This is a genomic window from Tsukamurella sp. II2bb (assembly GCF_057815145.1).
In genome coordinates, this window is the sequence record NZ_JBYPZI010000004.1 from 13,318 (window position 1) to 38,183 (window position 24,866).

The 24,866-nt window shown below is 70.6% G+C and carries 19 protein-coding genes and 3 pseudogenes; 5 read left to right on the forward strand and 17 right to left on the reverse strand.

Annotation, left to right across the window (positions count from 1 at the left end; translation table 11 throughout):
- Positions 1-48: 48 nt before the first annotated feature.
- The 6 genes and pseudogenes from AC21LY_RS10770 to AC21LY_RS10795 all read right to left on the reverse strand — a co-directional run.
- Positions 49-1,374: pseudogene (locus AC21LY_RS10770) on the reverse strand (amidase family protein); the annotation flags it as partial.
- Between the two features lie 44 nt (positions 1,375-1,418).
- Entirely contained in the window at positions 1,419-2,900 is a 1,482-nt protein-coding gene (locus AC21LY_RS10775) for a flavin-containing monooxygenase (protein WP_489046467.1), read from the reverse strand.
- The gene (locus AC21LY_RS10780) at positions 2,897-3,178 is read right to left on the reverse strand and encodes an acyl carrier protein (protein ID WP_489046468.1); all 282 of its coding nucleotides are present in this window, start codon (positions 3,176-3,178) and stop codon (positions 2,897-2,899) included. The genes AC21LY_RS10775 and AC21LY_RS10780 overlap by 4 nt, the downstream gene beginning before the upstream one ends.
- Positions 3,175-3,909 (reverse strand): O-methyltransferase, encoded by a 735-nt coding sequence (locus tag AC21LY_RS10785; protein WP_489046469.1) that lies wholly within the window; start codon positions 3,907-3,909, stop codon positions 3,175-3,177. Before AC21LY_RS10785 ends, AC21LY_RS10780 begins: the two co-directional genes overlap by 4 nt.
- Before the next feature lie 25 nt (positions 3,910-3,934).
- Complete coding sequence (locus tag AC21LY_RS10790; RefSeq protein ID WP_489046470.1) at positions 3,935-4,984, reverse strand: type III polyketide synthase; 1,050 nt, start codon at positions 4,982-4,984, stop codon at positions 3,935-3,937.
- A gap of 30 nt (positions 4,985-5,014) precedes the next feature.
- Positions 5,015-6,730: an AMP-binding protein gene (locus tag AC21LY_RS10795; RefSeq protein WP_489046471.1), complete on the reverse strand. Its 1,716-nt coding sequence runs from the start codon at positions 6,728-6,730 to the stop codon at positions 5,015-5,017.
- A 451-nt stretch (positions 6,731-7,181) separates the two neighbouring features.
- Between AC21LY_RS10795 and AC21LY_RS10800 the strand changes: the two genes are divergently transcribed.
- Both AC21LY_RS10800 and AC21LY_RS10805 read left to right on the forward strand, forming a co-directional pair.
- Complete coding sequence (locus AC21LY_RS10800; protein ID WP_489046472.1) at positions 7,182-8,612, forward strand: acyl-CoA synthetase; 1,431 nt, start codon at positions 7,182-7,184, stop codon at positions 8,610-8,612.
- Positions 8,613-8,719: 107 nt separating this feature from the next.
- Positions 8,720-9,166, forward strand: coding sequence for a lipoprotein LpqH (locus AC21LY_RS10805; protein WP_489046473.1), 447 nt, complete (start codon positions 8,720-8,722; stop codon positions 9,164-9,166).
- 1 nt (position 9,167) lies between these two features.
- Here the strand turns inward: AC21LY_RS10805 and AC21LY_RS10810 are convergent, their stop codons facing one another.
- From AC21LY_RS10810 to AC21LY_RS10840, 7 genes and pseudogenes are all read right to left on the reverse strand, one after another.
- Complete coding sequence (locus tag AC21LY_RS10810) at positions 9,168-10,505, reverse strand: CHAT domain-containing protein (protein WP_489046474.1); 1,338 nt, start codon at positions 10,503-10,505, stop codon at positions 9,168-9,170.
- Positions 10,502-12,139 carry a hypothetical protein gene (locus AC21LY_RS10815; RefSeq protein WP_489046475.1) on the reverse strand — a complete coding sequence of 546 codons (1,638 nt, stop codon included), beginning with the start codon at positions 12,137-12,139 and terminating at the stop codon, positions 10,502-10,504. Before AC21LY_RS10815 ends, AC21LY_RS10810 begins: the two co-directional genes overlap by 4 nt.
- The gene (locus AC21LY_RS10820) at positions 12,136-13,170 is read right to left on the reverse strand and encodes a hypothetical protein (protein ID WP_489046476.1); all 1,035 of its coding nucleotides are present in this window, start codon (positions 13,168-13,170) and stop codon (positions 12,136-12,138) included. The genes AC21LY_RS10815 and AC21LY_RS10820 overlap by 4 nt, the downstream gene beginning before the upstream one ends.
- The gene (locus AC21LY_RS10825; protein ID WP_489046477.1) at positions 13,167-14,456 is read right to left on the reverse strand and encodes a serine/threonine-protein kinase; all 1,290 of its coding nucleotides are present in this window, start codon (positions 14,454-14,456) and stop codon (positions 13,167-13,169) included. The genes AC21LY_RS10820 and AC21LY_RS10825 overlap by 4 nt, the downstream gene beginning before the upstream one ends.
- A gap of 525 nt (positions 14,457-14,981) precedes the next feature.
- Entirely contained in the window at positions 14,982-15,449 is a 468-nt protein-coding gene (locus AC21LY_RS10830; protein ID WP_489046478.1) for a hypothetical protein, read from the reverse strand.
- Positions 15,450-15,888: 439 nt separating this feature from the next.
- Positions 15,889-16,293, reverse strand: coding sequence for a hypothetical protein (locus tag AC21LY_RS10835; RefSeq protein WP_489046787.1), 405 nt, complete (start codon positions 16,291-16,293; stop codon positions 15,889-15,891).
- A gap of 141 nt (positions 16,294-16,434) precedes the next feature.
- Positions 16,435-17,427: pseudogene (locus AC21LY_RS10840) on the reverse strand (matrixin family metalloprotease); the annotation flags it as partial.
- Between the two features lie 352 nt (positions 17,428-17,779).
- Between AC21LY_RS10840 and AC21LY_RS10845 the strand changes: the two are divergent.
- The gene (locus AC21LY_RS10845) at positions 17,780-18,673 is read left to right on the forward strand and encodes an MspA family porin (RefSeq protein WP_489046480.1); all 894 of its coding nucleotides are present in this window, start codon (positions 17,780-17,782) and stop codon (positions 18,671-18,673) included.
- Positions 18,674-18,716: 43 nt separating this feature from the next.
- Here the strand turns inward: AC21LY_RS10845 and AC21LY_RS10850 are convergent, their stop codons facing one another.
- Positions 18,717-19,007: an AbrB family transcriptional regulator gene (locus tag AC21LY_RS10850; RefSeq protein WP_489046481.1), complete on the reverse strand. Its 291-nt coding sequence runs from the start codon at positions 19,005-19,007 to the stop codon at positions 18,717-18,719.
- Positions 19,008-19,041: 34 nt separating this feature from the next.
- Here AC21LY_RS10850 and AC21LY_RS10855 point away from each other — a divergent pair.
- Positions 19,042-19,260: pseudogene (locus tag AC21LY_RS10855) on the forward strand (malate:quinone oxidoreductase); the annotation flags it as partial.
- A gap of 106 nt (positions 19,261-19,366) precedes the next feature.
- The gene (locus AC21LY_RS10860; protein WP_489046482.1) at positions 19,367-19,816 is read left to right on the forward strand and encodes a lipoprotein LpqH; all 450 of its coding nucleotides are present in this window, start codon (positions 19,367-19,369) and stop codon (positions 19,814-19,816) included.
- Here AC21LY_RS10860 and AC21LY_RS10865 read toward each other — a convergent pair.
- The 3 genes from AC21LY_RS10865 to AC21LY_RS10875 are packed head-to-tail and all read right to left on the reverse strand — an operon-like array spanning position 19,803 to position 24,796.
- Positions 19,803-20,543, reverse strand: coding sequence for an MBL fold metallo-hydrolase (locus AC21LY_RS10865; RefSeq protein WP_489046483.1), 741 nt, complete (start codon positions 20,541-20,543; stop codon positions 19,803-19,805). The two genes, AC21LY_RS10860 and AC21LY_RS10865, sit on opposite strands and share 14 nt — an antisense overlap.
- Positions 20,543-22,753, reverse strand: coding sequence for a 1,4-alpha-glucan branching protein GlgB (gene glgB / locus AC21LY_RS10870; RefSeq protein WP_489046484.1), 2,211 nt, complete (start codon positions 22,751-22,753; stop codon positions 20,543-20,545). The genes AC21LY_RS10865 and glgB overlap by 1 nt, the downstream gene beginning before the upstream one ends.
- Positions 22,754-22,795: 42 nt before the next feature.
- Positions 22,796-24,796 (reverse strand): alpha-1,4-glucan--maltose-1-phosphate maltosyltransferase, encoded by a 2,001-nt coding sequence (locus tag AC21LY_RS10875; protein WP_489046485.1) that lies wholly within the window; start codon positions 24,794-24,796, stop codon positions 22,796-22,798.
- Positions 24,797-24,866: the final 70 nt, after the last annotated feature.

The following is a 24,866-nucleotide window of genomic DNA, read 5'->3' on the forward strand; positions in this document are numbered from 1 at the left end:
CCACCGGACGACGGTCTCCACCGCGGCCACCACGGAGAGCAGGTCCGCGTCGGATCCCGCGCGCGACCACAGCTGGGTCCCCACCGGGTGCCCGAGCGGGCCCTCCCGGAGCGACGGTGTGCTGACGGCGGGCGTCCCGGTGACGTTCGCGAGGGAGACCAGTGGACAGGCGAGCATCGTCGCCAGCAGGTGCTCGCGGCCCGAGAGGCCGCCGTCGAGCGCGGCGGGCGGGATCGCCGGCACGGCGTGGTCGGTGGTGACCGGGCTCACGACCACATCGACCTCCTCCACCGCGGCCAGCACGTCGCGGCCGATCTCCGCGAGGCGGTCGAGGCGGTCCAGGTAGCGCCGCTCCGGGATCCCGCGTCCGTAGTCGTCGATCGCGATGATCCGGTCGCTGAGGACGGTCGCCGGATCATCGACGGCCAGATCGTCCACGGTGCGCCGGATCTGGGTGGCCCAGACGTCGACGAAGGCGTCCAGGTACTCCGTCCACGGCACCGGCAGGCGCACCCGCGCGGCGCGCACGTCGTAGCCCAGCGCGGCGAGCGTCTCGACGGTGTGCGCGGCGGCCCGGGCGCAGGCGTCGTCGGGCGTACGGGGCAGGGCCGACGAGTCCACTGCCGCCACGGTGCGGAGACGTCCGCGGCCGTCGCTCGGCGCCGCGGCGACCGACTGCGGGGAGAAGGCCCTGAGCAGCCGGAGCGAGTCCCGTGCGGTCCGGGTGAGGAAGAACTGTTCGGCGAAGCCGCAGAAGGGCGCCGGGTCCGGTGCGGAGGAGAGCGTGCCGCGCGTGGGCTTGAGCCCGACCAGGCCGCACCGCGCGGCCGGGACGCGGATGGATCCGGCGGCGTCGGTCGCGTGCGCGATCGGTACCGCCCGGGCCGCCACGAGCGCTGCGCTGCCGCCGCTCGAACCGCCCGGACTACAGCGCAGGTCGTAGGGGTTGCGGGTCGGCCCGTGGGCCGGACTGTAGGTGGCGACGTCGGCGGCCAGTTCGGGCACGGTCGACCGGCCCAGGACGACCGCGCCGGACGCCAGTAGCTGCGAGAACAGCGCCGAGTCCGAGGCCCCGGACCGGCGCGGGAGCGGCGGCAGGCCGTCGCCGGCGGGGAACCGGGCGCTGTTCGCCCCGAGGTCCTTGAGCACGATCGGCACCGCGCGCAGCGGCGCGTCGGACCGGAGCGGGGCGGCCCGTGCGTCGGCAGTGACGGGCGGTGCGTAGCGCCGGGCGAACGCGTTCATCTCCGCGGCATCGTCGATCGCGGTCAGCGCGGCGGCCAGCACGGCGTCGGCGGCGAGGCCTCCGCCGGCGACCCGCCCGGCGATCGCGGTCGCGTCGAGCGTGCGGTACTCGGCGGCGTCGAATCCCATGGCGGATGGTGCCTTCCGTGCGTGGTCGGGCGGGGTGAGCCGGGCTACCGAGGCCCGGGTGGGAGGCGGTGGTGGTCGGACGGGTGGTAGCGGGAGAGCATCGACCGGTAGCTCCGCGCCGATCCGGGGAAGACGAGGGTCTCCTCGGTGCTGTCGCGGCGGAACCAGGATGCGCAGCCGCTGAGGAACGTGGTGCGGCGCAGGCCCGCGGTCATCGCGTCCACGTGCCGCCGCGTCGCCCGGTGCGTGACCTCGGCGACGGCGCCCGCGCACTCGCGGACGGCGCGCACGATGTACTCGGCCTGGGCCTCGATGAACAGCAGCTCGGAGCTGTGGCCGAAGGATCCCGGCCCCATCATCACGAAGAGGTTCGGGAAGCCGGGGACCTCGACGCTGCGGTAGACGCCGTCGGTGCGCGCGGCGTCGCCGAGGCGTCGCCGGTCGCGCCCGGTGACGGGGAACTCGGCGAGCCGGTCCAGCGCGCGGTAGCCGGTCGCGAGCACGAGGCAGTCCAACTCGTGCGCCTGCCCGTCGCGGGTGATCGCCCACGCGGGGCCGAACCCGACGATCGGCTCGTCGACGACGGTGCACGCGGCGTCCGCGAGGGCCCGGAGGAAGTCGTTCGACGACAGGGGCCGCTTGCAGCCGATCCGGTACCGCGGAGTGAGCTTGCGCCGCAGGACGGGGTCCTGCACGGTGCGGCGCAGGTGCACGGACGCGATCAGCTCGAGCAGCCGGGTGAGCGCCGTGGGCTCGATCAGCGCGTAGGACACCAGCTCCCAGGTCCGGAAGCAGAGCGCGCGGGCGGCGCGCTGGGCCCACGGATGGGCGGCGAAGGCGCGCCGGATGTTCCCCGGGATCGGCGCATCGAACCGGGGGAGCACCCAGCTTGGGGTTCGCTGGAAGACGACGAGCCGGTGACCCGCCGCGAGCAGTTCCGGGACGAGTTGCGCTGCGCTCGCTCCCGTTCCGATCACGCCGATGGTGCGCGGTGACCGCGCCACCTCCTCGAATCCTGCGCGGTCCCAGCGCGCGGCGTGGAAGACGGGACCGCCGAAACCGTCGATCCCGGGAACGCCGTCGGTGTTCGGGTTCGACAGCAGTCCGGTCGCGTGGACGAGGAACCTTGAGCGCCAGCAGGTTCCGTCTGCGGTCCGGGTCTCCCAGCACCGGAGACGGGCGTCGTAGTCGCAGGCCACGACCTCGGACCGGAGCCGGATCCGCTCCTGGACGGCCGATCCGGCCACCACCGCGGTGATGTACTCGAGGATCTCCGCCTGGCCGGCGTTGACCTGCGTCCACTCGGCGTTGGGGGCGAAGCTGAGGCTGTAGAGCACCGAGGGCACGTCCACCGCGGCGCCCGGGTAGCGCGCGTCGCGCCAGGTGCCACCGACGTTCTCGCCCCGTTCCAGGACCACCACGTCCTCGATCCCGGCCTCGTGCAGGCGGATCGCGGCCGTGATCCCCGCGAAGCCGGCGCCGATCACGACGACCGCGTGGGGCTCGGCCGCACCGCCGGAGGTCATGCGCCGGCCTGTCGTGTCCGACGGATCCGGCCGAGAACCGTCGCCACGAGCGCGCCGACGGTGGTGACGCCCATCAGCTCGCCCTCGGCGAAGGGGGCCAGGCCGTACCGGTCCTCGAAATCGATGAGCAGTTCGAGCACGCGCAGGGAGTCGAGGCCGAGGTCGTCGACCAGGCGGGTGTCCGCGGCAACGTCGGCCGTCCGGACGGGGGATTTCAGGCGGATCGCCTCCGCGACGTCGAGCGCGACGTCGTGCGTGAGGTCCGGATCGGAGGTCATGCCGCGTCTCCTTCCCCGGCCACGTACTCGGAGACGAGCACGACGTCGCGCAGCGCTGGCGCCGCGGTGTGCGGCAGGCGGTGCTCCGCCGACCTCCAGTCGATCCCCTCGTGCTCCTGCATGAAACGCCGGTACTCGGGCGCACCGGGGAAGCGAATGTTGTCCGCGACGACGGTCGTTCCGGTGCCGACGATCCCCGTCGCCACCAGAGTCAGCAGGTCGGCGAGGTAGCAGTCCTTGTCATGGTCGAGGAGCACCACGTCGACCGGGGCGCCCGCCAGTTCGGAGCGGATCGCCGCGATGGTCGGCGGGTCGGCGAGGCGACCGCGGAGGAGGGCGATGTTCTTCGCGGTGGCGCCGGCGTGGGCCCAGACCTCGCGGGCGACGTCGCCGTAGGTCTCGTGGGGTTCGATCGAGAGCACGGTGGCAGCGGGCGCAGCCTGGGCGACACCGAGCGCGCTGTATCCGCAGTAGGCGCCGATGTCGAGGACGGTGCTCGCGTTCTTGCGGGCGACGATCTCGGCGACGAACTCGCGTTTGGCCCTGCCCATGATCATCAGGAAGAGCCGGGTGCGGGAGAAGGATTCGATGGCGCTCAGAATGGCGGCGCTGTCGTCGAGCGTCCGCGGGGTGAGGGTGGCGTCGGCCATGGCGACGACCCGGCCGTCGTCGTCCCGGCCGGCGAGAGCCGTGTAGACGGAGAGGGTTCGCGTGACGGTGTGCTTGAACATCGCGGGCTTCCTGAGGTCGTGGTGGTCATCGGATGCTGAAGGTGAAGGTCTCCGCGGCGAGCCCGGGGCCGAAGCCCATGGCGCACCCGTCGCGCACCGTCCGTCCCTGGGCGAGAATGGAATCCAGGACGAAGAGGATGGTCGCGGAGGCCATGTTCCCGTAGTCGGCGAGCACCTTCCGGGAGACGGCGAGATCGTCCGGGGTGAGCTCGAGGCTCTCCCCGACCGCGTCGAGGATGGAGCGTCCGCCCGGGTGGATCGCCCAGCAGGTGACGTCGCGTACCGAGGATCCACCCAGGATCTGTTTCTGCAGTGCGGGATCGGCGAGCGCCCGGCCCAGCGCGATCGGGACCTGGCCGGAGAGGAACATCTGGATCGTCTTGTCGCCCACGTTGAGGGTCATGAGCTCCTCGCTGTCCGGCAGCAGCGCGCTCCGGAAGGCGTCGAGCGCGATCCCGGTGGGGGAGGCGGAGACGATCGCGGCGGCGGCGCCGTCGCTGAAGATCAAGTAGGAGAGCAGTTCCTCCAGGGACTCCGAGCGCTTGAGGTGCAGTGAGCAGATCTCGAGGGTGAGGACCAGCACCATTGCAGCCGGATCCGAGCGCACGATGTGGTGCGCCGCGCGGAGCCCGTTGACGCCGGCGTAGCAGCCCATGAACATGATGTCGGTCCGTTCGACGTCCGGCGACATCCCGTACCGCTTCATGAGGTGGACGTCGAGGCCGGGGGTGAAGAAGCCGGTCGACGAGACGACGATGACGTGGGTCACCGCGTCGAGGTGCACCACGTCGGCGAGTCGGTCGACGGTGGCGTCGGCCAAGGGGATCGACTGCCTGCGGTACTCGCGGATCCGCTCGTGCAGGCCCACGGAATCGGGGTCGTCGTGGTAGAACGCGTGCAGGTCGGGCATCCCGGCCCAGCGGTGGGCGATGCGGGACCGCTCCACCATGCGCTCGAAGACCCTGCGTTGGGAACCGCCGAGATTCGTCACGGCGTACTCGACGAAGGCGGCGTGCACGTCGTGCTCGGGAACGGTGGTCGTGATGTGGTTGATGTACGCGGTGGGGGCTTGCATGGTGGTGGGCCTTTCGGTGCCGCCTGCGGGTCAGTCGCGGCGGAAGACGGTTCTGGAGTCGAAGGGGTTCTCGGACCGGAGCATCTGCCACATGACCGCGCGGCGGGGCTTGCCGCTGGACGTCCTGCGGATCGTTCCGGCGGGTACTTCGAGGATGCGCAGGGGTAGTGGCTCGGGCACGGTGAGATCGATCGCGCCGACGACCGCGTCGACCAGATCCTCGGTCGTCGAGGTCTCGAGGAGCACCACGATCTCGGGGGCACCCGCCGGGGCGCCGAGCAGTACGGCAGTTTTTCCCGACGGGGCGGGGCTGCGGTTGCGGACGGCCGCTTCGACGTCCTCGGCGAACAGTGCCTTGCCCCGGATCTTGACGCTGTCGCCGGCGCGCCCCAGGACGTACAACTCGTCGTCGTGGACGAAACCGATGTCGCCGGTGCCGAGCCGGCCCGAGGGCGCGATGCGGGTGGCGATCCGGTCCGGGCTGGCCGTGTGGTACCCCGGTGCCACCGTGGGGCCGGCCACGTGGATCTCGCCGATGTGCTCGTCAGGCAGCGGATCGCCGGACTCCGCACGGATCGAGACCTCCGTTCCCGGTGCGCTGGTGCCGCACGAGGCCACCCAGACCGCGTTGTCCGCGGTTTCCAGGTCGGGGCTGAGCAGTCCCTCGGCGGTGATCCGTACGGGCTCACCGAGCCCGGTGCGCGTGGTGTCGATCGCGGCGAAGCGGATCGGTTGTCCTCGACGGGTCGCGGTGACGGTGAGCGTCGCCTCGGCGAGGCCGTACGCCGAGGCGAAGGCGGTCGTCTGGAATCCGAGGGGCTGCGCGAACGCCAGGAACCGCTGCAGGGCGCGGGGATCGGTCCGCTCGGCCGCGACGATCGCGGCGCCGCAGCGCCCGAGGTCGAGTTCCGGGCTGAACTCGTGGGTCCGGAGCCTCCGGGCGGCGTAGCCGTACCCGAAGCTGGGCGCGGCGGTGTAGGTCGGTGGTCCCGGGGCGCCGAGAGCCTCCAGCCAGGTCTGCGGATGGCGCAGGAACTGCGCGGGCGTCATGAGCCGGATCGAGTGCCCGGCAGTGATCGGGGCGAGCAGCATGCCGATCAGGCCCATGTCGTGGTAGTGGGGCAGCCAGGTCACGGCCACCTGTTCTCGTGGTCCGGCCAGCATGGCGAGATTCGACCGGGTCATCTCCCAGAGGTTCGCCACGCTCACGCGGACCCCCTTCGGCGTGCCGCTCGAACCCGAGGTGAACTGCAGCAGGCCGATGGCGGACTCGTCCTCCTGCGCCGTGGACGGCAGGGGGAGGCCGCCGGCCGGGCGCTCGGTGAGGTCCGATGCGCACAGGAGCGGGCCGTGGCGGCCGCTCAGCGCGGCCTCGAGTCCCGGCCGGTGCTCGTCGTCGACGATCGACGATCCCGGCAGGATCCGCTCCGCGAGCGCGGTGATGTGGGCGCGATGCGCCTCGGGACTGGCGAAGGTGAGCGGGGTCGCCAACGGGCACGGGACCCCGCCGGCGGCGAGCGTGGCGTAGAAGGCGGTGAGGAACTGCAGGGGCTGCGCCGCCAGAATGAAGACGGGGGCGCCGGTCCCGCGCTCGGCGAGGACCTCGCGGAGACCATCGGCGGCCCCGGTGATCCTGGCCGCCAGGCTGCGATAGCTCACGAACCGCCACGCGGTGGTCGAATCGCGGTCGAGGAGGTGCACGCCGTGCTCGTCGTCGGCGTTGTGCGTCCATTCCAACAGTTTCATGACGACTCCTAGGGATCCCGTCGAGGTGGTTCGGTTCCTTCGTGTCTTGAAATCTGAAGCTACGCGCAATCTTTCGGTTGTTCCCGTGAGCTGCGTCACCGCCGGTGTTACCAGAACGTTAAGCGAACTAACGACTTATCTGAACGGCGCCGCCCGAGGTCGAGGGCGAGCGGCTCCCCGGGTGCGAGGGCTCGGAGCCGGCGTGCGCGACACGATTTCCCGAACGGCCGACGGCGGGGTGGCGCAGCGGTGCGGCGATGCCGCGAATGCGCGCCGCGGGCCGCGCCGTCCCCCCGCTGCCACTCCGCCCCGGCGCGCGGGCGAATCGTCCGGTTAACCGTCGCGACACCTGCGCGTCCGCGCGCCGGCCGGACGTGCGGTTGTGGGCTTGGTCACGCGGGCCCGCCGGAGTGCGTCCGACGGGCCGCGCGTTCGGCCTACGCTGAAGGTCATGCTGCTGCCTCACACCATGACCCCCGTCCCGCCCGGCTCGGACGGTGCGCCGGCCGTCACCGTCGGCGGACGGACCCTCTCGCGGACGGAACTGATCGGCGCCACGACGGCGGTCGCGGAGCGGCTCGGCGGCCTGGGTGTGCGCGGTCCGGTCGCGGTGTGGGCGGAGCCGACGCTCGCCACCGTGATCGCGATCATCGGCGGGATCCGTGCCGGCGTCCCCGTCGTTCCCGTCCCGCCGGATTCGGGGAGTACCGAGATCGCCCACGTGCTCACCGATTCGTGGGCGCAGGCCTGGCTCGGCGCCACACCGGCCGATCCCCACGGGCTGCCCGCGGTCCCCGTCCGCGAGCACGCCCGCGGCTGGCACGCGCTGCCCGAGCCGCCCGCGGCGGCGACCGCGCTGATCATGTACACCTCCGGCACGACCGGCGCCCCGAAGGGGGTCCCGATCCGCAGGGAGGCGATCGCCGCGTGCATCGACGGCCTCGCGGAAGCGTGGGCCTGGACCGCGAACGACACGCTCGTGCACGGCCTTCCGCTCTTCCACGTCCACGGGCTGATCCTGGGCGTCCTCGGACCGCTGCGCGTCGGCAGCCCGCTGGTGCACACCGGCAAGCCGACGCCCGAGGCCTACGCCGCCGCGGCCGGGACGATGTACTTCGGGGTGCCGACGGTGTGGTCGCGGATCGCCCGCGATCCGGAATCCGCAGCGGCGCTGCGCGATGCTCGACTGCTCATTTCGGGAAGCGCGCCCCTGCCCGCCCCCGTCTTCGAACGGATCCGCGAGCTCACGGGCCACGAGATCGTGGAGCGCTACGGCATGACGGAGACCCTGATCACCGTGAGCGCCCGCGTCGACGGCGAGCGTCGCCCCGGCTGGGTGGGCCTGCCCATCGCCGGCGTCGAGTCCCGGATCCTCTCCGAGACGGGGGAGCCGGTCCCGCACGACGGCGAGTCCATCGGCGCGCTGCAGATCCGCGGCCCGATGGTGGGCACGCAGTACCTGAACCGGCCCGACGCCACCGCCGAGGCCTGGGTGGGCGAGGGCTGGTTCGACACCGGCGACGTCGCGGTGATCGACGCCACCGGCTTCCACCGCATCGTCGGCCGCGCCTCCACCGACTTGATCAAGACCGGCGGCTTCCGCGTCGGCGCCGGCGAGATCGAGGCGGCGCTGCTCGGCCACCCGGACGTTCGTGAGGCCGCCGTGGTCGGACTGCCCGACGAGGACCTCGGGCAGCGACTGGTCGCCTTCGTCGTCCCCGACGGTGCGCCGCCCGCGGACCCCGACGCTGCCGCCGCCGCGCTGATCGAGTTCGTCGGCGCGACCCTCTCGAAGCACAAGCGTCCGCGCGAGATCCGCTTCGCCCCGGACCTGCCGCGCAACCCGATGGGCAAGGTGCAGAAGAAGCTGCTCCTGGGCTGATCGGCGCCGTCGCGGCCGACAAAGCTGTGATCGGTAGGCCGGCCCGGGGCGATGTGATGGTTCCAGCGCCGCACCAGACGAGGTGCGGCAGAGGAAAGGACATCGCCATGAACCGTTCGCTGATCGCCGCCGTCACCGTTCTCGCCGCCGGCTCCTTCGCCCTGACCGCCTGCGGCGGCTCGGACGCGACCCCGTCCGCGACGACGGGCGGCGCCGCCACCGTCAAGGTCGACGGCAAGGACCTGCCCGGCCTGGACCTCGGGAGCGTCACCTGCGTCAAGTCCGGCGGCAAGATCACCATCGGCAGCGCCGCCATCGGCGGCCAGCAGGGCGTCGGCATCGTGATGACCGACGCGAAGCCGCCGAAGGTCGAGTCGCTCGGCATCGTCTTCGACGGGACCGCCCTCGCGGTCACCCAGGGTGTGGGGAAGGCCGAGGTCAAGGTCGACGGCTCGCGCTACACCGTCACGGGCGAGGCGCAGGGTGCGAGCATGAGCAACCCGATGGCGGGCATGGTGAAGAAGAGCTTCGAGGTCGCCGTCACCTGCAAGTAGCTCATCGGGGCAGGCCGACGGGCGGCGCGGGTGACCAGGTGGTCGCGAACGCCGCCCACAGGACGGGGGAGAACCGGGGATCGCCGGTCGAGGTCCAGCGGCGCCGCCGAGCGCGCTGCCAGTCGCCCAGCGCGCGCACGGGATCCGGCGCCCGCTGGACTGCGTCCACCGCGACGACGACCTCGGCGAGCATCCCGTCCGCCCGGTCGCTCAGCGCCGGGTGGAGGCGGCGCAGTCCGGCGTCGGTGGGGAGGGTCCACCGCGTCGCCGTGACGTACTCGGCGCCCCGGTGTGCGAACGCCGAGACCAGGCCGGTGGGTTCGGCGAAGCGGAGATCGCCGCCGGAATCGCAGGCGACGAGGGCCACGCGATGGGGGGAGTCCATCGGCTCCGAGTCGGGCGAGCCGAGCGCGATGTCCGCGGCGGAGAGGGGCCGGTGCGGACCCGCGGCGATCGCGCGCCCGGGGGTCGCCGCGGTATCGCACAGGTGCATCCGAGCGTCCAGGGCGTGCGTCGACGAGGTCACGTGACCCACGTAGAGCAGTCGCGAGGCACCGCGCAGAGCGTCCGCGACCGCCGTCCGGCCCAGGTCGGTACGGCGGAACGCGGCCGACGGGGTCGCCGCGCGGGGGCGCAGGCGGTCGCCGAGCCCGGCGACGAGGGAGGCGAGCGGGGAGTCGTCCGCGACGGGGCCGAGGACGCTGCCGAGCGCGCCGTGCGCCGGATGCCCGGGGATCGCGGGGTCGAGGACGGCCACGACCGGGCCGTCGGGGTCCCAGGGGGCGACGGTGCGGCGCGGGTCGTTGCGGAGCGACGCGGGCAGCAGCAGGGAGAGGTCCACCGCGTCGACGATCCGCTCCGTGCCGGACGTGCCGAGCAGCTCCCACGGGACCTGCGCGGTGCTCGGTGAGGGCTGGATGCGCAGGTGGGCGCGGTGCCCGGCCGCCTCGAGGGCGTTGAGCTCGAGCCCGAGCCACTGGGGGATCAGGGCACGGGTCAGCGCGTCGGCCAGGGCCTGTTCGCGGAGGGGATCGAGCAGGGCGCCGGCGCGAAGCGCGCGGGCGAGGGCCTCGTCGCCGCTCTCGCCCGGGAGGGGGCTCGGGAGCGCGGCGGCGAGGGCGTCCAGCGTGGGCGCGACCAGATCGCGCCCGAGGACGCTCATCCGCGGCGCGCCCGGCTGGTGCTCCCAGACCCAGTCGAGGTACAGGTCGCCGGCGTCCACGAGCCGCAGCCGGGCGGTGGGCTGCGCGGTACCGAGGTCGCGGAGCACCTCGGTGCCGTCCACCCTGCCGCGCACGTCCGGTGTGGGCAGCAGCTGTTGCTCACGCCACCCCGTCACCAGGACGCCACCGCCAGGTCCGAGCGCACCGGTACGCCGTAGACGGACTCGGCGCGCTCGATCCACGCCGTGAGCGCGGGCTCCGCGCCGGGGTGGGGGAGCACGCGGGGCGGCAGGGCGAACCGCAGCGGCGGTCCGGTGTCGCCGGGACCGGCGAGGCCCGCCGCCGCGGAGGGTAGGCGGTCGGCACCGTCGTCCCGCATCGACGTCTCGGCGTCGACGGTGCCGGCCCGCGCCCGGAAGTCCGGCGTCAGGACGGTTCCGCCGGCCTCCAGTCCCTCGGTGTGCAGCGTCGCGGAGGCGGAGGCGTTCTCGACGAGCTCGTGCAGCAGCTGGGAGCCGCCCAGGACGACGGCGAGCCGGAAGGCCAGTTCGCGGGCGGGAGCGGTGATCCGCCGTGCCCAGGCCTCGCGCGCGGGACCCGCCGGGAAGTCCTCGCGGAGCGCCTCGGTCGCCAGGTGCACGGGGACGGCCAGCGTCAGCGCGGTCTGCAACAGGCCGCGCCGTGCCCCCATATCCGGTGTCTCGGCGGCCTGTTCGGCGAAGGCCTCCGCGCGCCGCAGGTCCACGCGGCAGCGCTCGTGCACGGAGCGGGCGAGCTCGCGGGCGCGGGAGTAGGTCGCCTGGGCGTCGTCGTAGCGGCCGAGCGCGCACAGCCCGTCGCCGAGGAAGCCGTACGCCTCGCGGAGCTCGCGCACGGCGCCCACTGCGCCGAGTTCGTCGATCAGGCCGCGCAGCGCCTTCACGGCGCGTCCCGCCCGGCCGCGCCGCAGTTCGATCGCCGCGGCTCCCGTGCGGCAGGCGGCGATCCGGGGGATCAGCCCCGCCGCCCGGGCCATCTCCTCGGCGTGCGCGAAGAGTTCGGCCGCCTCGTCGTCCCGGTTCTGCTGCAGCGCGGAGCGGGCGAGGTTCTCGGTGACGAGTTGGCGCGCGGCCGGATCCGCCGTGTCCCCGTGCAGCGCGGCGGCGAGCCGCAGGTACTCCTCCTCCGACGGGGCGCCGGTCGCCTGCGCGATCGCCGCGAGGTTCGCGTAGGCGTGGGCGGCGAGTTCCGGCGCGACCATCACGGCCGCCTCGATGGTGCGGTGCGCCTCCGTCTCCGCCTCGTGGATCCGCCCCAGGGTGATCAGCGCGGCCGTGCGCACCGTGTGCAGGGTGGCGGTCAGCAGCTCGCGTTGGTCCAGTTCGGTTCCGGTGGCGGCCAATTCGTCCTCCGTGGCGCCCAGCTCGGTGAGCACGTCCCCGGCCCGGTCCAGTGCGAGCAGGGTCTGTGCTCGCGCCAGCCGCCCGTTGAGACCGACGGTCCGGGTGGCCCGCTCGTCGCCGATGAGCGCCACGGCGGCGTCCGCGGCGGCGATGCCCGCCTCGCCGAGCGCCAGCGCCTCGGCGAAGGCGCCCTGCCATTCCCGGGCCGCGGCGAGGTTGAGCAGCGCGCGGGCGCGCAGGTCCAGTGCCTCGCCGTCGGCGTCGTGGCCGCGGGTCTGCGCGATGGCCCGCCCCAGCAGATCGGTCGCGCGGGGAAGGTCGCCCGCATGCATCGCGGCGGCCCCGGCGTTGTTGAGGTCGCGCACCGGCCGCCACCGCGGCGAGGCGGTCAGGCGCCCGCGGACGGCGGTCACGGGCTCGTCGCTCACGGACGGTGCCCGGCCGCGAATCGCTCCGCCAGTACCCAGGGCCGGGCGAGGCGCGCGGCGGCGAAGTCCAGCACGGCCGCGCGCTCCGCGGCGGGTTCCGGCTCGGGTGCCACGGCGGCCATGCGCGGGTCGTGCACGCGCAGCACCCGCTCCGCGGCCGGTAGGCGGAGCAGATCGAGGGAGGCCGGCGCCTCCCCGGTGTAGGACGGCCCGTCGTAGGCGAGGGGGACGGTGAGCCCGCCGTGCTGCCCGTCCCCGTCGGGCCCGAACCGCGCGACGGGCCGCGCCCCCGGCCCCGCCGCGGGCGCCGTGACGCGGAGCGTGAGGGCTCCGGCCCGCTGCAGCAGTGACCAGGTGGCGACACCGTCGGCGGCGAGGGTCTGCGCGGGGACACCGGCCCAGGCCACCTCCGCGGTCCCGGTGGCCACCGGAAAAGATCCGTCGGCGGCGGGGCCGCCCGCGGCGAGGGCCCAGTCCTCCCGCGTGGTCTCCGCCCGGGTCTCCGCCGCGGTGAATCCGTTGTCCTCCAGTAGGTTCTGGAGTGCGGTGGCGAGTCCCTCGTCAGCGGCACCGGCGGCGGAGAGGGTTCCGGTCGCGGCGCCGAGGGCGCGGTCCAGGGCATCCGGATCGTCGAGCAGATGCTCGACGTCCGCGGTGAGGACGGCGGTCTCCGCCGCCAGGAGCTCCGGCGAGAGCCGCGGCGTCGCGAGACCCGCGGGCCACCACGCGCCGCACCACGCGAGGTGCGCGAGAAGCCGCGCCCGGGCAGCGAGGTCCGGTTCCCGCGGGCGTTCGGCCCGCGGGTCGCCGTGCAGCAGGGCCTCGGCGGCCTCCGGCCCGTAGATCTCGGGCAGCCACTCGAGAGCGGCCGCCGGATCGTGGATCAAGGCCTCCGGCAGGGGCTCATCGACGTCGACGCGCCAGACGAGCAGGGCCCCGCGCGCCTCGACGACGGCCGCGAGGTGCGGCGGCGCAGGCTCGGGGGCGGCATCAGTGAGCAGCAGGTGATCGGACCGGGGGAGGATGTTCATGCCGACTCCGCCCGGTCGTCGGTGAGGGCCCGCTTGAGGCGGTGCCGCTGGTCCATGATCACCGAGCGGAGCACCCCGTCGAGGACGTCCCAGACGTCGCCGGATTCCGCACCGCGCTCGCGGATCTCGCGGCCGTGCAGCCGGGCCCAGAGGCGGCGCAGGTAGTTCCGGTGCACGTCGCCGATGTCGGCGCGGATCTCCTCCGGGACGCCGCTGGACTCGCCGGGCAGACGCAGGGCGCGGCGCACGTAGGCCTCCCGCTCCCACCGCTCCCGCAGCCGCAGCTGCGCCGCGGAGGCGGCGGACGGCGGTACCGGCTCGAGCCCGCGCGCGACCTCGGCGCCGAGCAGCATGAGGACGCGGCCCTCCTCGTGCGCCAGCTGCCAGGGCTGCGCCGAGCGGGCGACCTCGTCCTCGATCAGGTCCCCGGCCTCGGCGTACACCTCGCGGTTCGAGCCCGACGCGAGGTCGGCGAAGAGCCGCTCGAAGATCGAGCGGTCGAACGGGCGGGGGAGGTCGCGCTTGGCCGCCGAGCCGCCGACCGCGGGCGGGGCGATCCGGTCCCGCACCGACAGACCGAGAGCCCGTGCCGCACCGTCGTTCTCGAGCGCGTCGGCGCCCGCGGTGCCGGCCAGCGCCCGGGCCAGCTCGTCGACGCCCTCCGGGGCGCCGGCGGCGGCATCGTCGAGGACGGTGCGCACGCGGGCGGCGTCGACGCTCCGGCCCGACGGCGTGCGCGCCGCCCAGGCCCGCTCGAGCGAGCGTCGAATGCGGTCCGCGGCGGCCGGTTCGCCGAGCAGGGCGCGGACCTGGGCCAGCAGTGACTCGCCCGCCGAGCGGTGCACGTCGAGCACCGTGTCCTCGGCGATCTCGTCGGCGTCCGCCGCGGGCGGGCCGTGGACCGTGCCGAGCTCGAAGCAGCGCTGAAAGTAGAGGTCCTGCGGATTGCCGTCGGTGATGCCGAGCGACCGGCGCGCCCGCTTCAGGTCCAGGAACCATGCAGCGGTGGCTCCCAGCACGCCTTCGGCGGCGCGGAGGCGCTCGGCGAGGGCCGCGGCGGGCTCGGACTCGAGGAAGCCGCCGGCGAGGTCGGGGTTCTGCACCGGACGGATCACGAGCGGGTCGAGGATCAGCTTCGCGGTGCGGGCGGACGGGCGGCCGGCGGCGTTGCTCAGCGGCGCGACGGCGGGCCCGAACTCCTGCCAGACCTGCGCGATCACGGCGGACCGCGCCACCCGCCCCTGGGCTCGGGGCGGCGCGGCCGGGGTCGCCGGTCGGGGAGCCATGTGACCAGACTATCCGGGGTGCCCGGGCGCGGTGTCGAGGAGGAAGTCGTGAAGCCGGCTTGGAGGTATTGTCGGCTCTGGCGCGCTCGTAGGCTAGGAACGTGCTGTGGGCGGAAGTGGATCAGTCATGGCCTCGCAAACGAGCTTTCCGGGCCCTGCCCTCCGCCCGGCTCCGCGGCCATCCGCACCGCCCGCGCCTTCAACTCAGCCGGGTACCGACTCGATGTACTCCTGTGACTCCAACCTTCCAACATTCGGAGTCTCCCGACTCCGGACTACCCGGGCGCGGTTCATGACTACCCGCCGTTACCGCAGAATCGAAGTCCAATCCGGACAGCAAATGATCACCGCAGTCGACCCCATCGCGCCGATACTGAACGTAGCAGTTTACGCGATCATTGCGTATAAAATGAGCTATGTTGGGGCTAACAATCTGACAATCAGATTGGGTGCTAGACGGCTCGGCGCGCATGCGTCTCCCACTTCAACCATCGGAACGAACCCGACAGGGCTCAACACTCGCCACTAGGAAAGACCGTCGATATTCGCGACTTTCCATCCGTTCTCTGAATTTTCCGAATCGAGGTAGAAAACAAACGCCAAGGGCTCGATGCGTCTAGAATACTTCACTTGAGTCCGAACCGAAATTTGATCACGCCGATCCAGTTCATACTGGCTGTAAATTGACTTAAAAGTTTGGTACTCGCCGTTGGCTTCGCGGAAATTCCCTGCTTGGGTCTTCCAACCCGCTTCTCCTAGATTGCGGATCTTCTCTCTAAATTGGCTTGAGCACGCAGAAGTGAATGTATCGAAGTCGAGCGAGGAGTATGCCTTCAGAAATTTCTCAATCTCGGACTTGGCTCCCTCGGGCAGGATGGCCGGTAGGGCGCCTGCCGCTCCCTCCGAAGAGCTAGGCGACGAAACTCGGTTTTCGCTGGGCGTGCCACCACCTCCACAGGCTCCTGTTGCGATTAGCAACGAGACTAGCAGCATGAGTGTAAGATACCGAGAGTAACTTTGCTGATACACTATCTTCCTCCGTCGCTCGGCCTCATTCGACCGTAAAGTAGAATGACAGTCGCCACCGGGGCCAACCCGCACGCGGCGATTGCAGCAGTCAGGAGTGCAAATCCGAAATTTCCTCCGGCTGCTTGCATATTCAACACTGCTGAAACGGCGGCTGCAGTCGCTATGATCAAACCGAGTATAGCCGCGAAGCGTAGATATCGATTTGCCCGCTTGACAACACTGGGATGTTCTCGAACGTCTGGCGCGAATCTATCCCCGTACCCTTCGTGCCTATCGGTTGCATTGCCATTCAATCCTATTCGGAGAGACGCCAAATTGAAGAGTGTCACGATCAGTGTGGAAATCAGACTAACGATGGACGGGTAGTTCACTATTCATCCCTTCGTCTCTCGCTTAATGTCTACTACTTCGGCTTCAATGGTGTGTACTTGATTACTATTCCTATAACGGTCGTGATGATTTTTTCCTTGACGGCAGGCGATAGAAGTCGAAATGCGGTTCCGCCAATTTCACCAGCTATGCAACTGACAGCCATATTTCTCAGGTAGTCGCCGCCGCCTTCGCCTCGGTTGAGGATATCGGATACCACAGAAACCGGCAACGAAAACAGTGCGCCCTTTACACACCATGCGGCTGCTGCGGCAACTATCGCGAGAGGGGCGACATGCTGACGGCCGTTCGGATTGGCCTTCTCCGTCGCCCGCGCAAGCTCGTCTGAAACACTCTGGTCGGAAGTACTATTGATGTCTTCGACGAGCTGCCGCGTCAACTCGCCACCCAAGTCGGGGGTGCGACCAGAGCTGCTCATACAGTTCGCGGGCGTCCCTATGAGGCATGGTCTGGGAGGCGCAGGTGGCGATGTCGGTGACTGGCATGCAGAGTTCCGCTGAAGGGAACCAGCGGCCGCGAGATCTGCCGAAGATGGCCCGAGCGGTAGTTCCGTGGTGTTGCGCATGATGGACGCCGGATCCGAGTTGTGTCGCAAACCTAAGAGGTGACCAAACTCGTGCATCACGAGCGATGCCATCGCCCTCTTGTCCGCGGGGGCGTATGCCATATTCACGGTGATCTTACGCTGAGGTCCGGGTGTGTACGCACCTGCGTAAGGTTCGGAGGGGTCGTTGATTACTTCAAGGTCAAAATCTGGTGTGTTGCCTCCCTGTGATGTTTGGAAGGCGATCCCATTCGCATTTCCCCAGGCGACGCGGGCAGCGCTTACAGCGTCGACAAGTTCCGGCGGAACCGATGCCGGTACGACGATGGGCGTAGCCCGGACCCTCGTGGCCGACTGCATGGTGCATTGCTTAGCATCCTGTTCGCCAGGCTGCGCGGTGGCCGGTGACGACGTTGCCACTTGGTCGGTTTCAGCAGTAGGTATTGCTGTGGTCGGTATCTGATTGGACGTCGTTGGCTGCGGATAAGCCGTCGGACCGAAAATGCCGTTAGGGTTTGTTGTCGCCGGCTGGTTTGGGGTTTGGACGTTCATGCCGTTGCCGCCCTGGTTGGGCGTGGGCTGGGATGGTGTCTCTGGTTGCTGACCCGGGATGGCTGTGGTGGTGGGCGCCTGTGCGGCGGTTGTCGGTGGTCCAGTCGGCACGTCCACGGTTGGGCGAGGGCCCGGACCGGGCGGGCACGTAGGCGACGAGCCGGGGATGCACGGCTCGGCCGCGGCCGGGGGCGGCGCAACAACCGCGCTGTAGACCATTCCGCTGGCGACTAGTGCTCCGGTGAGCACGACAGCCGTCAATCGTCGGAGGACTGGCGCTCCCCGCTTCAGGTTGCCCTGGCGGGATTTCCTGGTGTTCGCCATGCCGTTCCTTCTTCTAGAGCCCGGTCGGGGGTGCCGCTCCCCACGCGAGCGGCAGCGAAGCCCGACGCGCAGGTCAGGCAGTCCTCTGCAAGCTATTCGATCGCGCAGGACAAAATCGTGCGTTTGAGACATTTTACGGTATCTGGACTGATCGAGGATTCGGGACCGCCAGTTGGAAATAGTTCGTGCCGGGCACTAAACAATATCCTCGCGCCCATAGTGCCCGGGTGGGAGGGTGAGGCTTGACTGTCACGACAAAGTCTGATTTGGTCGACCTTGTCCTGTTACGGAAGTTGCGTATGTGACTGTCGTTACTCGTGAGGTTCGGGCTTGAAGGATTGTCAGCGATGGGGAGTGTGCGATGGCTATGAGGTGGACCGGAGCGGCTGCACGGTGGCGCGGAGGAGTTTTGGAGCCGGCGCGGCGTGGTTGTGGCGCCGGACGGCGACTCCGTACGGGCGGGGCTCTCGCAATCGTGGTTGCGATGGCGGGCGTAGGCATTGCCGGCTCGGCGTACGCCGAGCCGCCGGGGGCAGATAAAGCTCCGGTTCCGGGCGGAATTCCTACGGGGCAATTCGCCGATACTTCGCGGGCTTTGGAAATCCCCGAGGGGTACACCATACGGGTGTGGAAATTCGGTGAAAACTTGCGTTCGACTTTGCCTCTGGGGCGCGCTCTCAATTCATACGAGGCGTGGAGTCAATTGGCGGGCCGGGCGGAGATTACGTACACCGATCCTAAGAAGATGCCGAAGGTGGCCGTCAAGGGCGGGAATGTAACAATTGGGCTCCAATTGGGATGTGCCGCCCAAGCTCAATCCTTGTCTATTTCTGGAAATGGTAATGTTGCAATCAACACCAGTGTAACTCCTAGTGTGACCGGCACTGTTGGTGTTTCCGGGACCGGCACGGGAGGGTCGGGTGGAGGTCAGGGCGGCGGCTCCGTGAATGCATCCGTGAGTCCCGGCATTTCTGCCACGGCTGGACAAACAACCACCTTGGGTGGCTCGATCACAGGAAATCTCGGCCCCGGTCAGACGCGCGACATGCCCATCGCTCAGAAGGATCTCAAGGGCCAGAAAGCGTACATCATCGCTCGGGAGACCCGGGTGAGCGTGGACGGGTGTCTAGGCGGGGCGATGGTGAGGTCCTACGCCACGGCGACCATTGTCACAGATGAGGGAACGTCCAGCATTTCGACTTTCGGCAAAGCGCTTTTCATTGAGCGGGATAAGCCGGGCGAGGCGAAGGTGCCACCGCCGATCAAGGAAGCGCCGGTACAGCCGGGTGAAGTCGCTGCGAAGCCCGAGGCCACACCGGTGAAGCCGGCGCCCGCACCGGACAAGCCGGCGCCTGCGCCGGCTGCCTCGAAGCCGTAGTTGTCGACCCCACTCTGTGGGGCCTCACGCCGCCCGTCCTCGGTCACCGATGGCGGGCGGAGTGCGTTAGTGCCTCTTCGGCACCGTCGACCATGCGGCGGGCGCGGAAGCGCTGGAAGCCCCGGGCGGCGGCGGGGGCGAGGAAGAGCATCAGTAGCACGTGGATCAGCTGTGCCGCGACGACAAAGGTGATGTCGACGTTCGACGACGCGGCCACGGCGAGCACGGCGTAGATGCCGCCGGGCGTGGTCGCGAGGTAGTCGTTGAGCGCGGAGACGCCGGTCATTGCCGAGAGCGCGAATCCCAGCCCGGCGCAGCCGACGCCGACGCCCACGATGAGCAGCGTCGCCCACGGGCAGGAGCCGCGCCAGCGCGCTCAGCTCGTCACGCCCGACCGCCGCCGGATCGGCGTGCTCCAGCAGGGCGCCGAACTGGTCACCGCCGCGGACGGCACCATCGCCGGGCTCCTCGGCGCCTCGCCGGGCGCGAGTACCGCGGTCCCGATCATGCAGGAGCTGCTCGCACGCTGGGGCATCGAGCGCGATGGTGCCGCGTCCGACGACGGCGGCCGGCTCCGCTGCGGATGATCCCGCGTAAATCTCCTGCGATTCCCCGACCAGTGGGGGTGGACGTGTGCTTTCCTCCACTCGGGCGTCCCGCCCGCTCTCGGTTCCGTGCCTAAGGAGGCTCGCTATGAATCGCACCCTCGCTCTCACATCAGCGATAGTTTTCGCGTCGATCGGACTCGCCGCATGCGGCGGTGGATCCGACAAGGGGTCCGACTCGACGTCGGCGAGTACGGACACCAAGACGGTGGTCAAGGTGGACGGCAAGGACCTGACGGGCACCGACCTCAGCAACGTCGGGTGCACGAAGCAGGGGGATACCATCATGATCGGCTCCGGCGGCGCGTCGGGCGGCGTGGGGGCCACGCTCAAGGACGGCAACCCGCCCACCGTGCAGACGGTCGGGCTCACCGTCGACGGGAAGGCCCTCGGCGTCGCGCCCGGCGTCGGCGAGGCGAAGGTCAAGGTCGACGGCAAGCGCTACACGATCACGGGTACCGCGCAGGGCGGCGATATCACCAACCCGATGGCGGGCGTCATCAAGAAGCCCTTCGAGATCGTCGTCACCTGCAAGTAGCGCGCGCCCGCGCCACGGCGTCGGCCGGGTCCCCGCGCCACGGTTCGCCGTGGCCGGGGGCCAGCTGATCCGCGTCCAGCGCGGCGATCGCATCGAGCGTCGCGACGGTGCGCGGCAGATCGTGGCTGAAGAAGCCGGGAAGCAGCTGCGGGCCGGCCCTGCCGGACAATGGGTGACCGGTGACCAGCGCGTCGCCCGTCGCCACCACGCCGCCGGGGAGCAGGAACGCGGTGTGCCCCGAGGTGTGCCCGGCGCACGGCACCGGGACGGGCGCGCCCGGGAGATCGAGCGGCTCGCCCGCGGCCGGCACCGGGAAGCCCTGGGCATAGGGCATGGCCACGTGCCCGAGGACGCCGACGCGGGCGACGTCGGCCATCCAGCGCAGAGTCCGGGGCCGCCACGCGATCGGTAGCAGGTCGAGGGGCTGCGCCTGCTCGTGCGATTCGCCGCGGGCGTGCGCGATCTCGTCGGGATGAACGAGAACCGGTGTCCCGTACCGCTCGTGCAGCTTCGCCACCCCGCCCACGTGATCGATGTGCGCGTGCGTCACGAGGATCGCCCGGACGTCCTGCGGCCGGCGCCCGATCGACGCCAGCGCGGCCTCCACGCGATCCACGTCGCCCGCCCAGCCCGCATCGATCAGCGTCACGTCGGCACCGTCGACCAGCGCGAGGAAGTTGACGTGCGTGCCGGTGCCGAACCAGACGCCGGGCGCGAGTTCGCGCATCAGCGGTCGGTTTCGGGCTGCCCGTCGAAAGTCAGCCACACCGCGGAGTTCGGCCCGAGCACGACCTCGACGGAGGCCTCCCGGCCGTGCCAGGACCGCGGCTCCGCCGTGACCCCGCCCATGTTGCCCGCGCCGGTGCCCTCGTAGTCCGTCGAATCGGTGTTGAGGATCTCCCGCCACTCCCCGGCGAACGGGACGCCCACGCGGTAGCGCTCGTGGGTGCGGCCGGAGAAGTTGTACAGGCACAGCACCACGGAACCGTCGCTGCCCCACCGCAGGAAGCTCAGGACGTTGTTCTGCGAGTCGTTCGCGTCGACCCATTCGTAGCCCGACGGGGTGGTGTCCTGGCTCCAGAGCGCGGGGTGCGATCGGTAGGCCGCGTTGAGATCCCGGGTGAGCGCCTGGATCCCGGCGTGCAGTTCGCCCTCCCAGCCGTCGAGGCTGTCCCAGTCCAGCGAGCGCTCCTCTGACCACTCGCGCACCTGGCCGAACTCCTGCCCCATGAACAGCAGCTGCTTGCCCGGGTGCCCCCACATGTAGGCCAGCAGGGCGCGGACCCCCGAGGCCTTGGTGTGCGCATCGCCCGGCATGCGGGTCCACAGTGTTCCCTTGCCGTGCACCACCTCGTCGTGGCTGATGGGGAGTACGAAGTTCTCGCTCCAGGCGTACATCAGCGAGAAGGTGACCTCGTGGTGGTGGAAGTTGCGGTGCACCTGATCGCGACCCAGGTAGCCCAGGGTGTCGTGCATCCAGCCCATGTTCCACTTCATGGTGAAGCCGAGGCCGCCCAGGTTGGTGGGCCGGGTGACACCCGGCCAGCTGGTGGACTCCTCGGCCACGGTCACCACGCCGGGGAAGGTCTTGTGCACGGTGGCGTTCATCTCCTGGAGGAACTCCACCGCCTCGAGGTTCTCCCTGCCGCCGTAGACGTTCGGGCTCCAGCCGCCCTCGGGGCGCGAGTAGTCCAGGTAGAGCATCGACGCCACGGCGTCCACGCGCAGCCCGTCGACGTGGAACTCGTCGAACCAGTACAGCGCGTTCGCCACCAGGAAGTTCCGCACCTCACGGCGACCGAAGTCGAAGACGTAGGTGCCCCAGTCCAACTGCTCGCCGCGCTGCGGGTCGCCGTGCTCGTAGAGCGGCTTGCCGTCGAACCGGGCCAGCGCCCAGGCGTCCTTGGGGAAGTGTGCCGGCACCCAGTCCACGATCACGCCGATGCCCCGCTCGTGCATCACGTCGACGAACTCGCGGAACTCGTCCGGCGTGCCGAACCGGGAGGTGGGCGCGTAGTACGAGGTGACCTGGTAACCCCACGAGCCGCCGAAGGGGTGCTCCGCCACGGGCAGCAGCTCGACGTGCGTGAAGCCCGTCTCGGTGACGTAGTCGGCCAGCTCGTGCGCCAGGTCGAGGTAGCTCAGGCCCTGCCGCCAGGAGGCGAGATGCACCTCGTAGGTGCTCATCGGCCGGTCCGTCGGGATCTGCTTGGCCCGTTCGGCGATCCAGGCGGCGTCGCGCCACTCGTGGGTGCTGTGCGTGACGATCGACGCGGTGGCCGGGGGCACCTCGGTGCGCCGCGCCATCGGGTCGGCCTTCTCGACGGTGCCGCCGTCCTCGGTGAAGATCCGGAACTTGTACGCGGCACCGTCGCCGACGCCGGGCACGAAGACCTCCCAGACGCCGGAGGAGCCGAGCGTGCGCATCGGGTAGGACTCGCCCGCCCAGTACTCGAAATCGCCGATCACGGTGACGCCGCGGGCGTTCGGCGCCCACACCGCGAAGGAGGTGCCGGTGACCTCGCCGTCGGGGGTGGTGTAGCTGCGCAGGTGCGCGCCCAGCACGTCCCACAGGCGCTCGTGCCGGCCCTCCGAGATCAGGTGCTGATCGAGCTCGCCGATCGTCGGCAGGAAGCGGTAGCCGTCGGCCACGACGGTGCTGGTGGTGGGGTAGAGCACCTCGTACCGGTAGTCGGCGAGGTCGCTGATCGGGACCTCGGCGCCCCACAGTGCGCCGGTCAGCCGCGCCAGGGGGTAGCTCTCACCGCCGATCACGGCCGCGACGGCGGTGGCGCCGGGCTTGAGCGTGCGCAGCACGGTGCCCCGCGGGGTGGGGTGTGCGCCCAGGATCGCGTGCGGATCGTGGTAGGCGCCGGAGAGCAGACGCGCGGTGGTGGCGGGGTCGACGGCCGCTGCCGCGGCGGAGTTGTCGGTCATTGCAGGTGGCCTTCCTCAGCAGTGTCAGGGGACGTTGCGCCGCTAGGGCTCCCGGTAGGACAGTTCCCGTCGCTGCTGGGGGTCGAGTTGCGGAAGTACGAGGATGTGCGCCACGTTGCGCCAGGGCTCCAGCCGCACGAAGTTCGCCTGGCCCCAGTGGTACACCTCGCCGGAGACCTCGTCGCGGACGGGGAAGCGCTCGTGCCAGTCCCGGCCGAGCGCCGGCATGTCCAGCCAGACGGTGCCGGCCTCGGCCGCGAACGGGTTGAGGTTCACCACCACCAGGACCAGGTCGCCCGTGGCCGCGTCGTGCTTGCTGTAGGCGATCAGGGATTCGTTGTCGACGGCGTGGAAGTGCAGATTCCGCAGCTGCTGCAGCGCGGGGTGGCGCCGGCGGATCTCGTTGAGCCGGGTGATCCAGGGCTCCAGCGTCTCGCCGCGGCTCTGCGCCGCCTTGTAGTCGCGGGGGCGCAGCTCGTACTTCTCGGAGTCGAGGTACTCCTCGCTGCCCTCGCGCACCGCGCGGTGCTCGTACAGCTCGTAGCCCGAGTACATGCCCCAGCTCGGCGCGAGCGTGGAGGCCAGCGCCGCGCGCAGTGCGAACATGCCGGGGCCGCCGTACTGCAGGTGCTCGGGCAGGATGTCCGGCGTGTTCACCCAGTAGTTGGGGCGGCAGTAGTCCGCCTTCGCCGCGTGCTCACTGGCGAACTCCTCCAGCTCCCACTTCGCCGTGCGCCAGGTGAAGTAGGTGTAGCTCTGGGTGAAGCCCAGCTTCCCGAGGCCGTACATCCGTGCGGGCCGGGTGAAGGCCTCGGCGAGGAAGAGGACGTTCGGGTTGACCTTCTTCACTTCGGCGATCAGCCAGTGCCAGAAGTCCGGCGGCTTGGTGTGCGGGTTGTCCACTCGGAAGATCTCGATGCCGCGCTGTACCCAGAACAGGGTGACGCGCAACAGTTCCCGGTAGATCCCCGTCCGGTCGTCGTCGAAGTTGATCGGATAGATGTCCTGGTACTTCTTCGGCGGGTTCTCGGCGTAGGCGATGGTGCCGTCCGGCAGCACGGTGAACCACTCGGGATGCTCCCGGGCCCAGGGGTGATCGGGCGCGGCCTGGAATGCGAGGTCCAGCGCGACCTCCATGCCGAGGTCGCGGGCGCGCTGGACGAAGTAGTCGAAGTCGTCGAGCGTGCCGAGCTCGGGATGCACCGCGTCGTGCCCGCCCTCCGCAGAGCCGATGGCCCACGGGACGCCCACGTCATGCTCGTCGGGAGTGAGAGTGTTGTTGCGGCCCTTGCGGTTCACCGTGCCGATCGGATGGATCGGGGGGAGGTAGACGATGTCGAAGCCCATCTCCGCGACGCGGGGCAGCTCCTCCGCCGCGGTGTGGAAGGTGCCGTGCACCGGCTTGCCCTCGGCGTCCCACCCACCGGTGGAGCGCGGGAAGAGCTCGTACCACGAGCCGAACAGCGCGCGCGTGCGATCCACCCAGAACCGGTACGTGCGCGACTTCGTGATCAGCTCGCGCACCGGGTACTGCTGGAGCAGTCGGTTGATATCGGGATGCAGTGCGGCGCCGGTCCGTTCGACGAGGCTGCGATCGCCGTCGCGCAGCGCCACGGCCGCGGCGAGGACGGCGGCACGGTCACCGTCGGGCACGCCCTCCGCGGCGCGCTCGAGCAGGCGCGCACCGACCTCGAGATCGTTCGCCAGCTCCGCGGCGCCCTGCCCCGCGGCGAGCTTCTTCTCCACCGCGCTGCGCCAGGTGGTGGCCGGGTCCGACCACCCCTCGATCCGCATCGACCAGTAGCCCGTGAGGTCCGGCCGGAAGAGCGCATGGAACCGGTCCGGCTCGGCGGCGGGCGACATCCGGATGTACGTCGCGGTGCCGTCCGGTGCCGTCACGACCACCGACGCGGCGACGGCGTCGTGCCCCTCGCGCCACACCGTCGCGGAAACCGGCACGACCTCGCCGACCACTGCCTTACTGGGATACTGCCCGCCCGACACCACAGGTTCGATGTCGTCGATTCCGATGCGCCCTGTCACCGGACCAACGGTAGTCGACACGACGGGATTCCGGGCCGGTACTCGGGCGAGCAGACGGTCTCGAAGGTCG

Bases quoted from the DNA above. Each gene is read 5' to 3' on its own strand.
- AC21LY_RS10775 (WP_489046467.1), bottom strand. From the start codon at position 2,900: ATGACCTCCGGCGGTGCGGCCGAGCCCCACGCGGTCGTCGTGATCGGC.
- AC21LY_RS10780 (WP_489046468.1), bottom strand. From the start codon at position 3,178: ATGACCTCCGATCCGGACCTCACGCACGACGTCGCGCTCGACGTCGCG.
- AC21LY_RS10785 (WP_489046469.1), bottom strand. From the start codon at position 3,909: ATGTTCAAGCACACCGTCACGCGAACCCTCTCCGTCTACACGGCTCTC.
- AC21LY_RS10790 (WP_489046470.1), bottom strand. From the start codon at position 4,984: ATGCAAGCCCCCACCGCGTACATCAACCACATCACGACCACCGTTCCC.
- AC21LY_RS10795 (WP_489046471.1), bottom strand. From the start codon at position 6,730: ATGAAACTGTTGGAATGGACGCACAACGCCGACGACGAGCACGGCGTG.
- AC21LY_RS10800 (WP_489046472.1), top strand. From the start codon at position 7,182: ATGCTGCTGCCTCACACCATGACCCCCGTCCCGCCCGGCTCGGACGGT.
- AC21LY_RS10805 (WP_489046473.1), top strand. From the start codon at position 8,720: ATGAACCGTTCGCTGATCGCCGCCGTCACCGTTCTCGCCGCCGGCTCC.
- AC21LY_RS10820 (WP_489046476.1), bottom strand. From the start codon at position 13,170: ATGAACATCCTCCCCCGGTCCGATCACCTGCTGCTCACTGATGCCGCC.
- AC21LY_RS10825 (WP_489046477.1), bottom strand. From the start codon at position 14,456: ATGGCTCCCCGACCGGCGACCCCGGCCGCGCCGCCCCGAGCCCAGGGG.
- AC21LY_RS10830 (WP_489046478.1), bottom strand. From the start codon at position 15,449: ATGCTGCTAGTCTCGTTGCTAATCGCAACAGGAGCCTGTGGAGGTGGT.
- AC21LY_RS10835 (WP_489046787.1), bottom strand. From the start codon at position 16,293: ATGAGCAGCTCTGGTCGCACCCCCGACTTGGGTGGCGAGTTGACGCGG.
- AC21LY_RS10845 (WP_489046480.1), top strand. From the start codon at position 17,780: ATGGCGGGCGTAGGCATTGCCGGCTCGGCGTACGCCGAGCCGCCGGGG.
- AC21LY_RS10860 (WP_489046482.1), top strand. From the start codon at position 19,367: ATGAATCGCACCCTCGCTCTCACATCAGCGATAGTTTTCGCGTCGATC.
- AC21LY_RS10865 (WP_489046483.1), bottom strand. From the start codon at position 20,543: ATGCGCGAACTCGCGCCCGGCGTCTGGTTCGGCACCGGCACGCACGTC.
- glgB (WP_489046484.1), bottom strand. From the start codon at position 22,753: ATGACCGACAACTCCGCCGCGGCAGCGGCCGTCGACCCCGCCACCACC.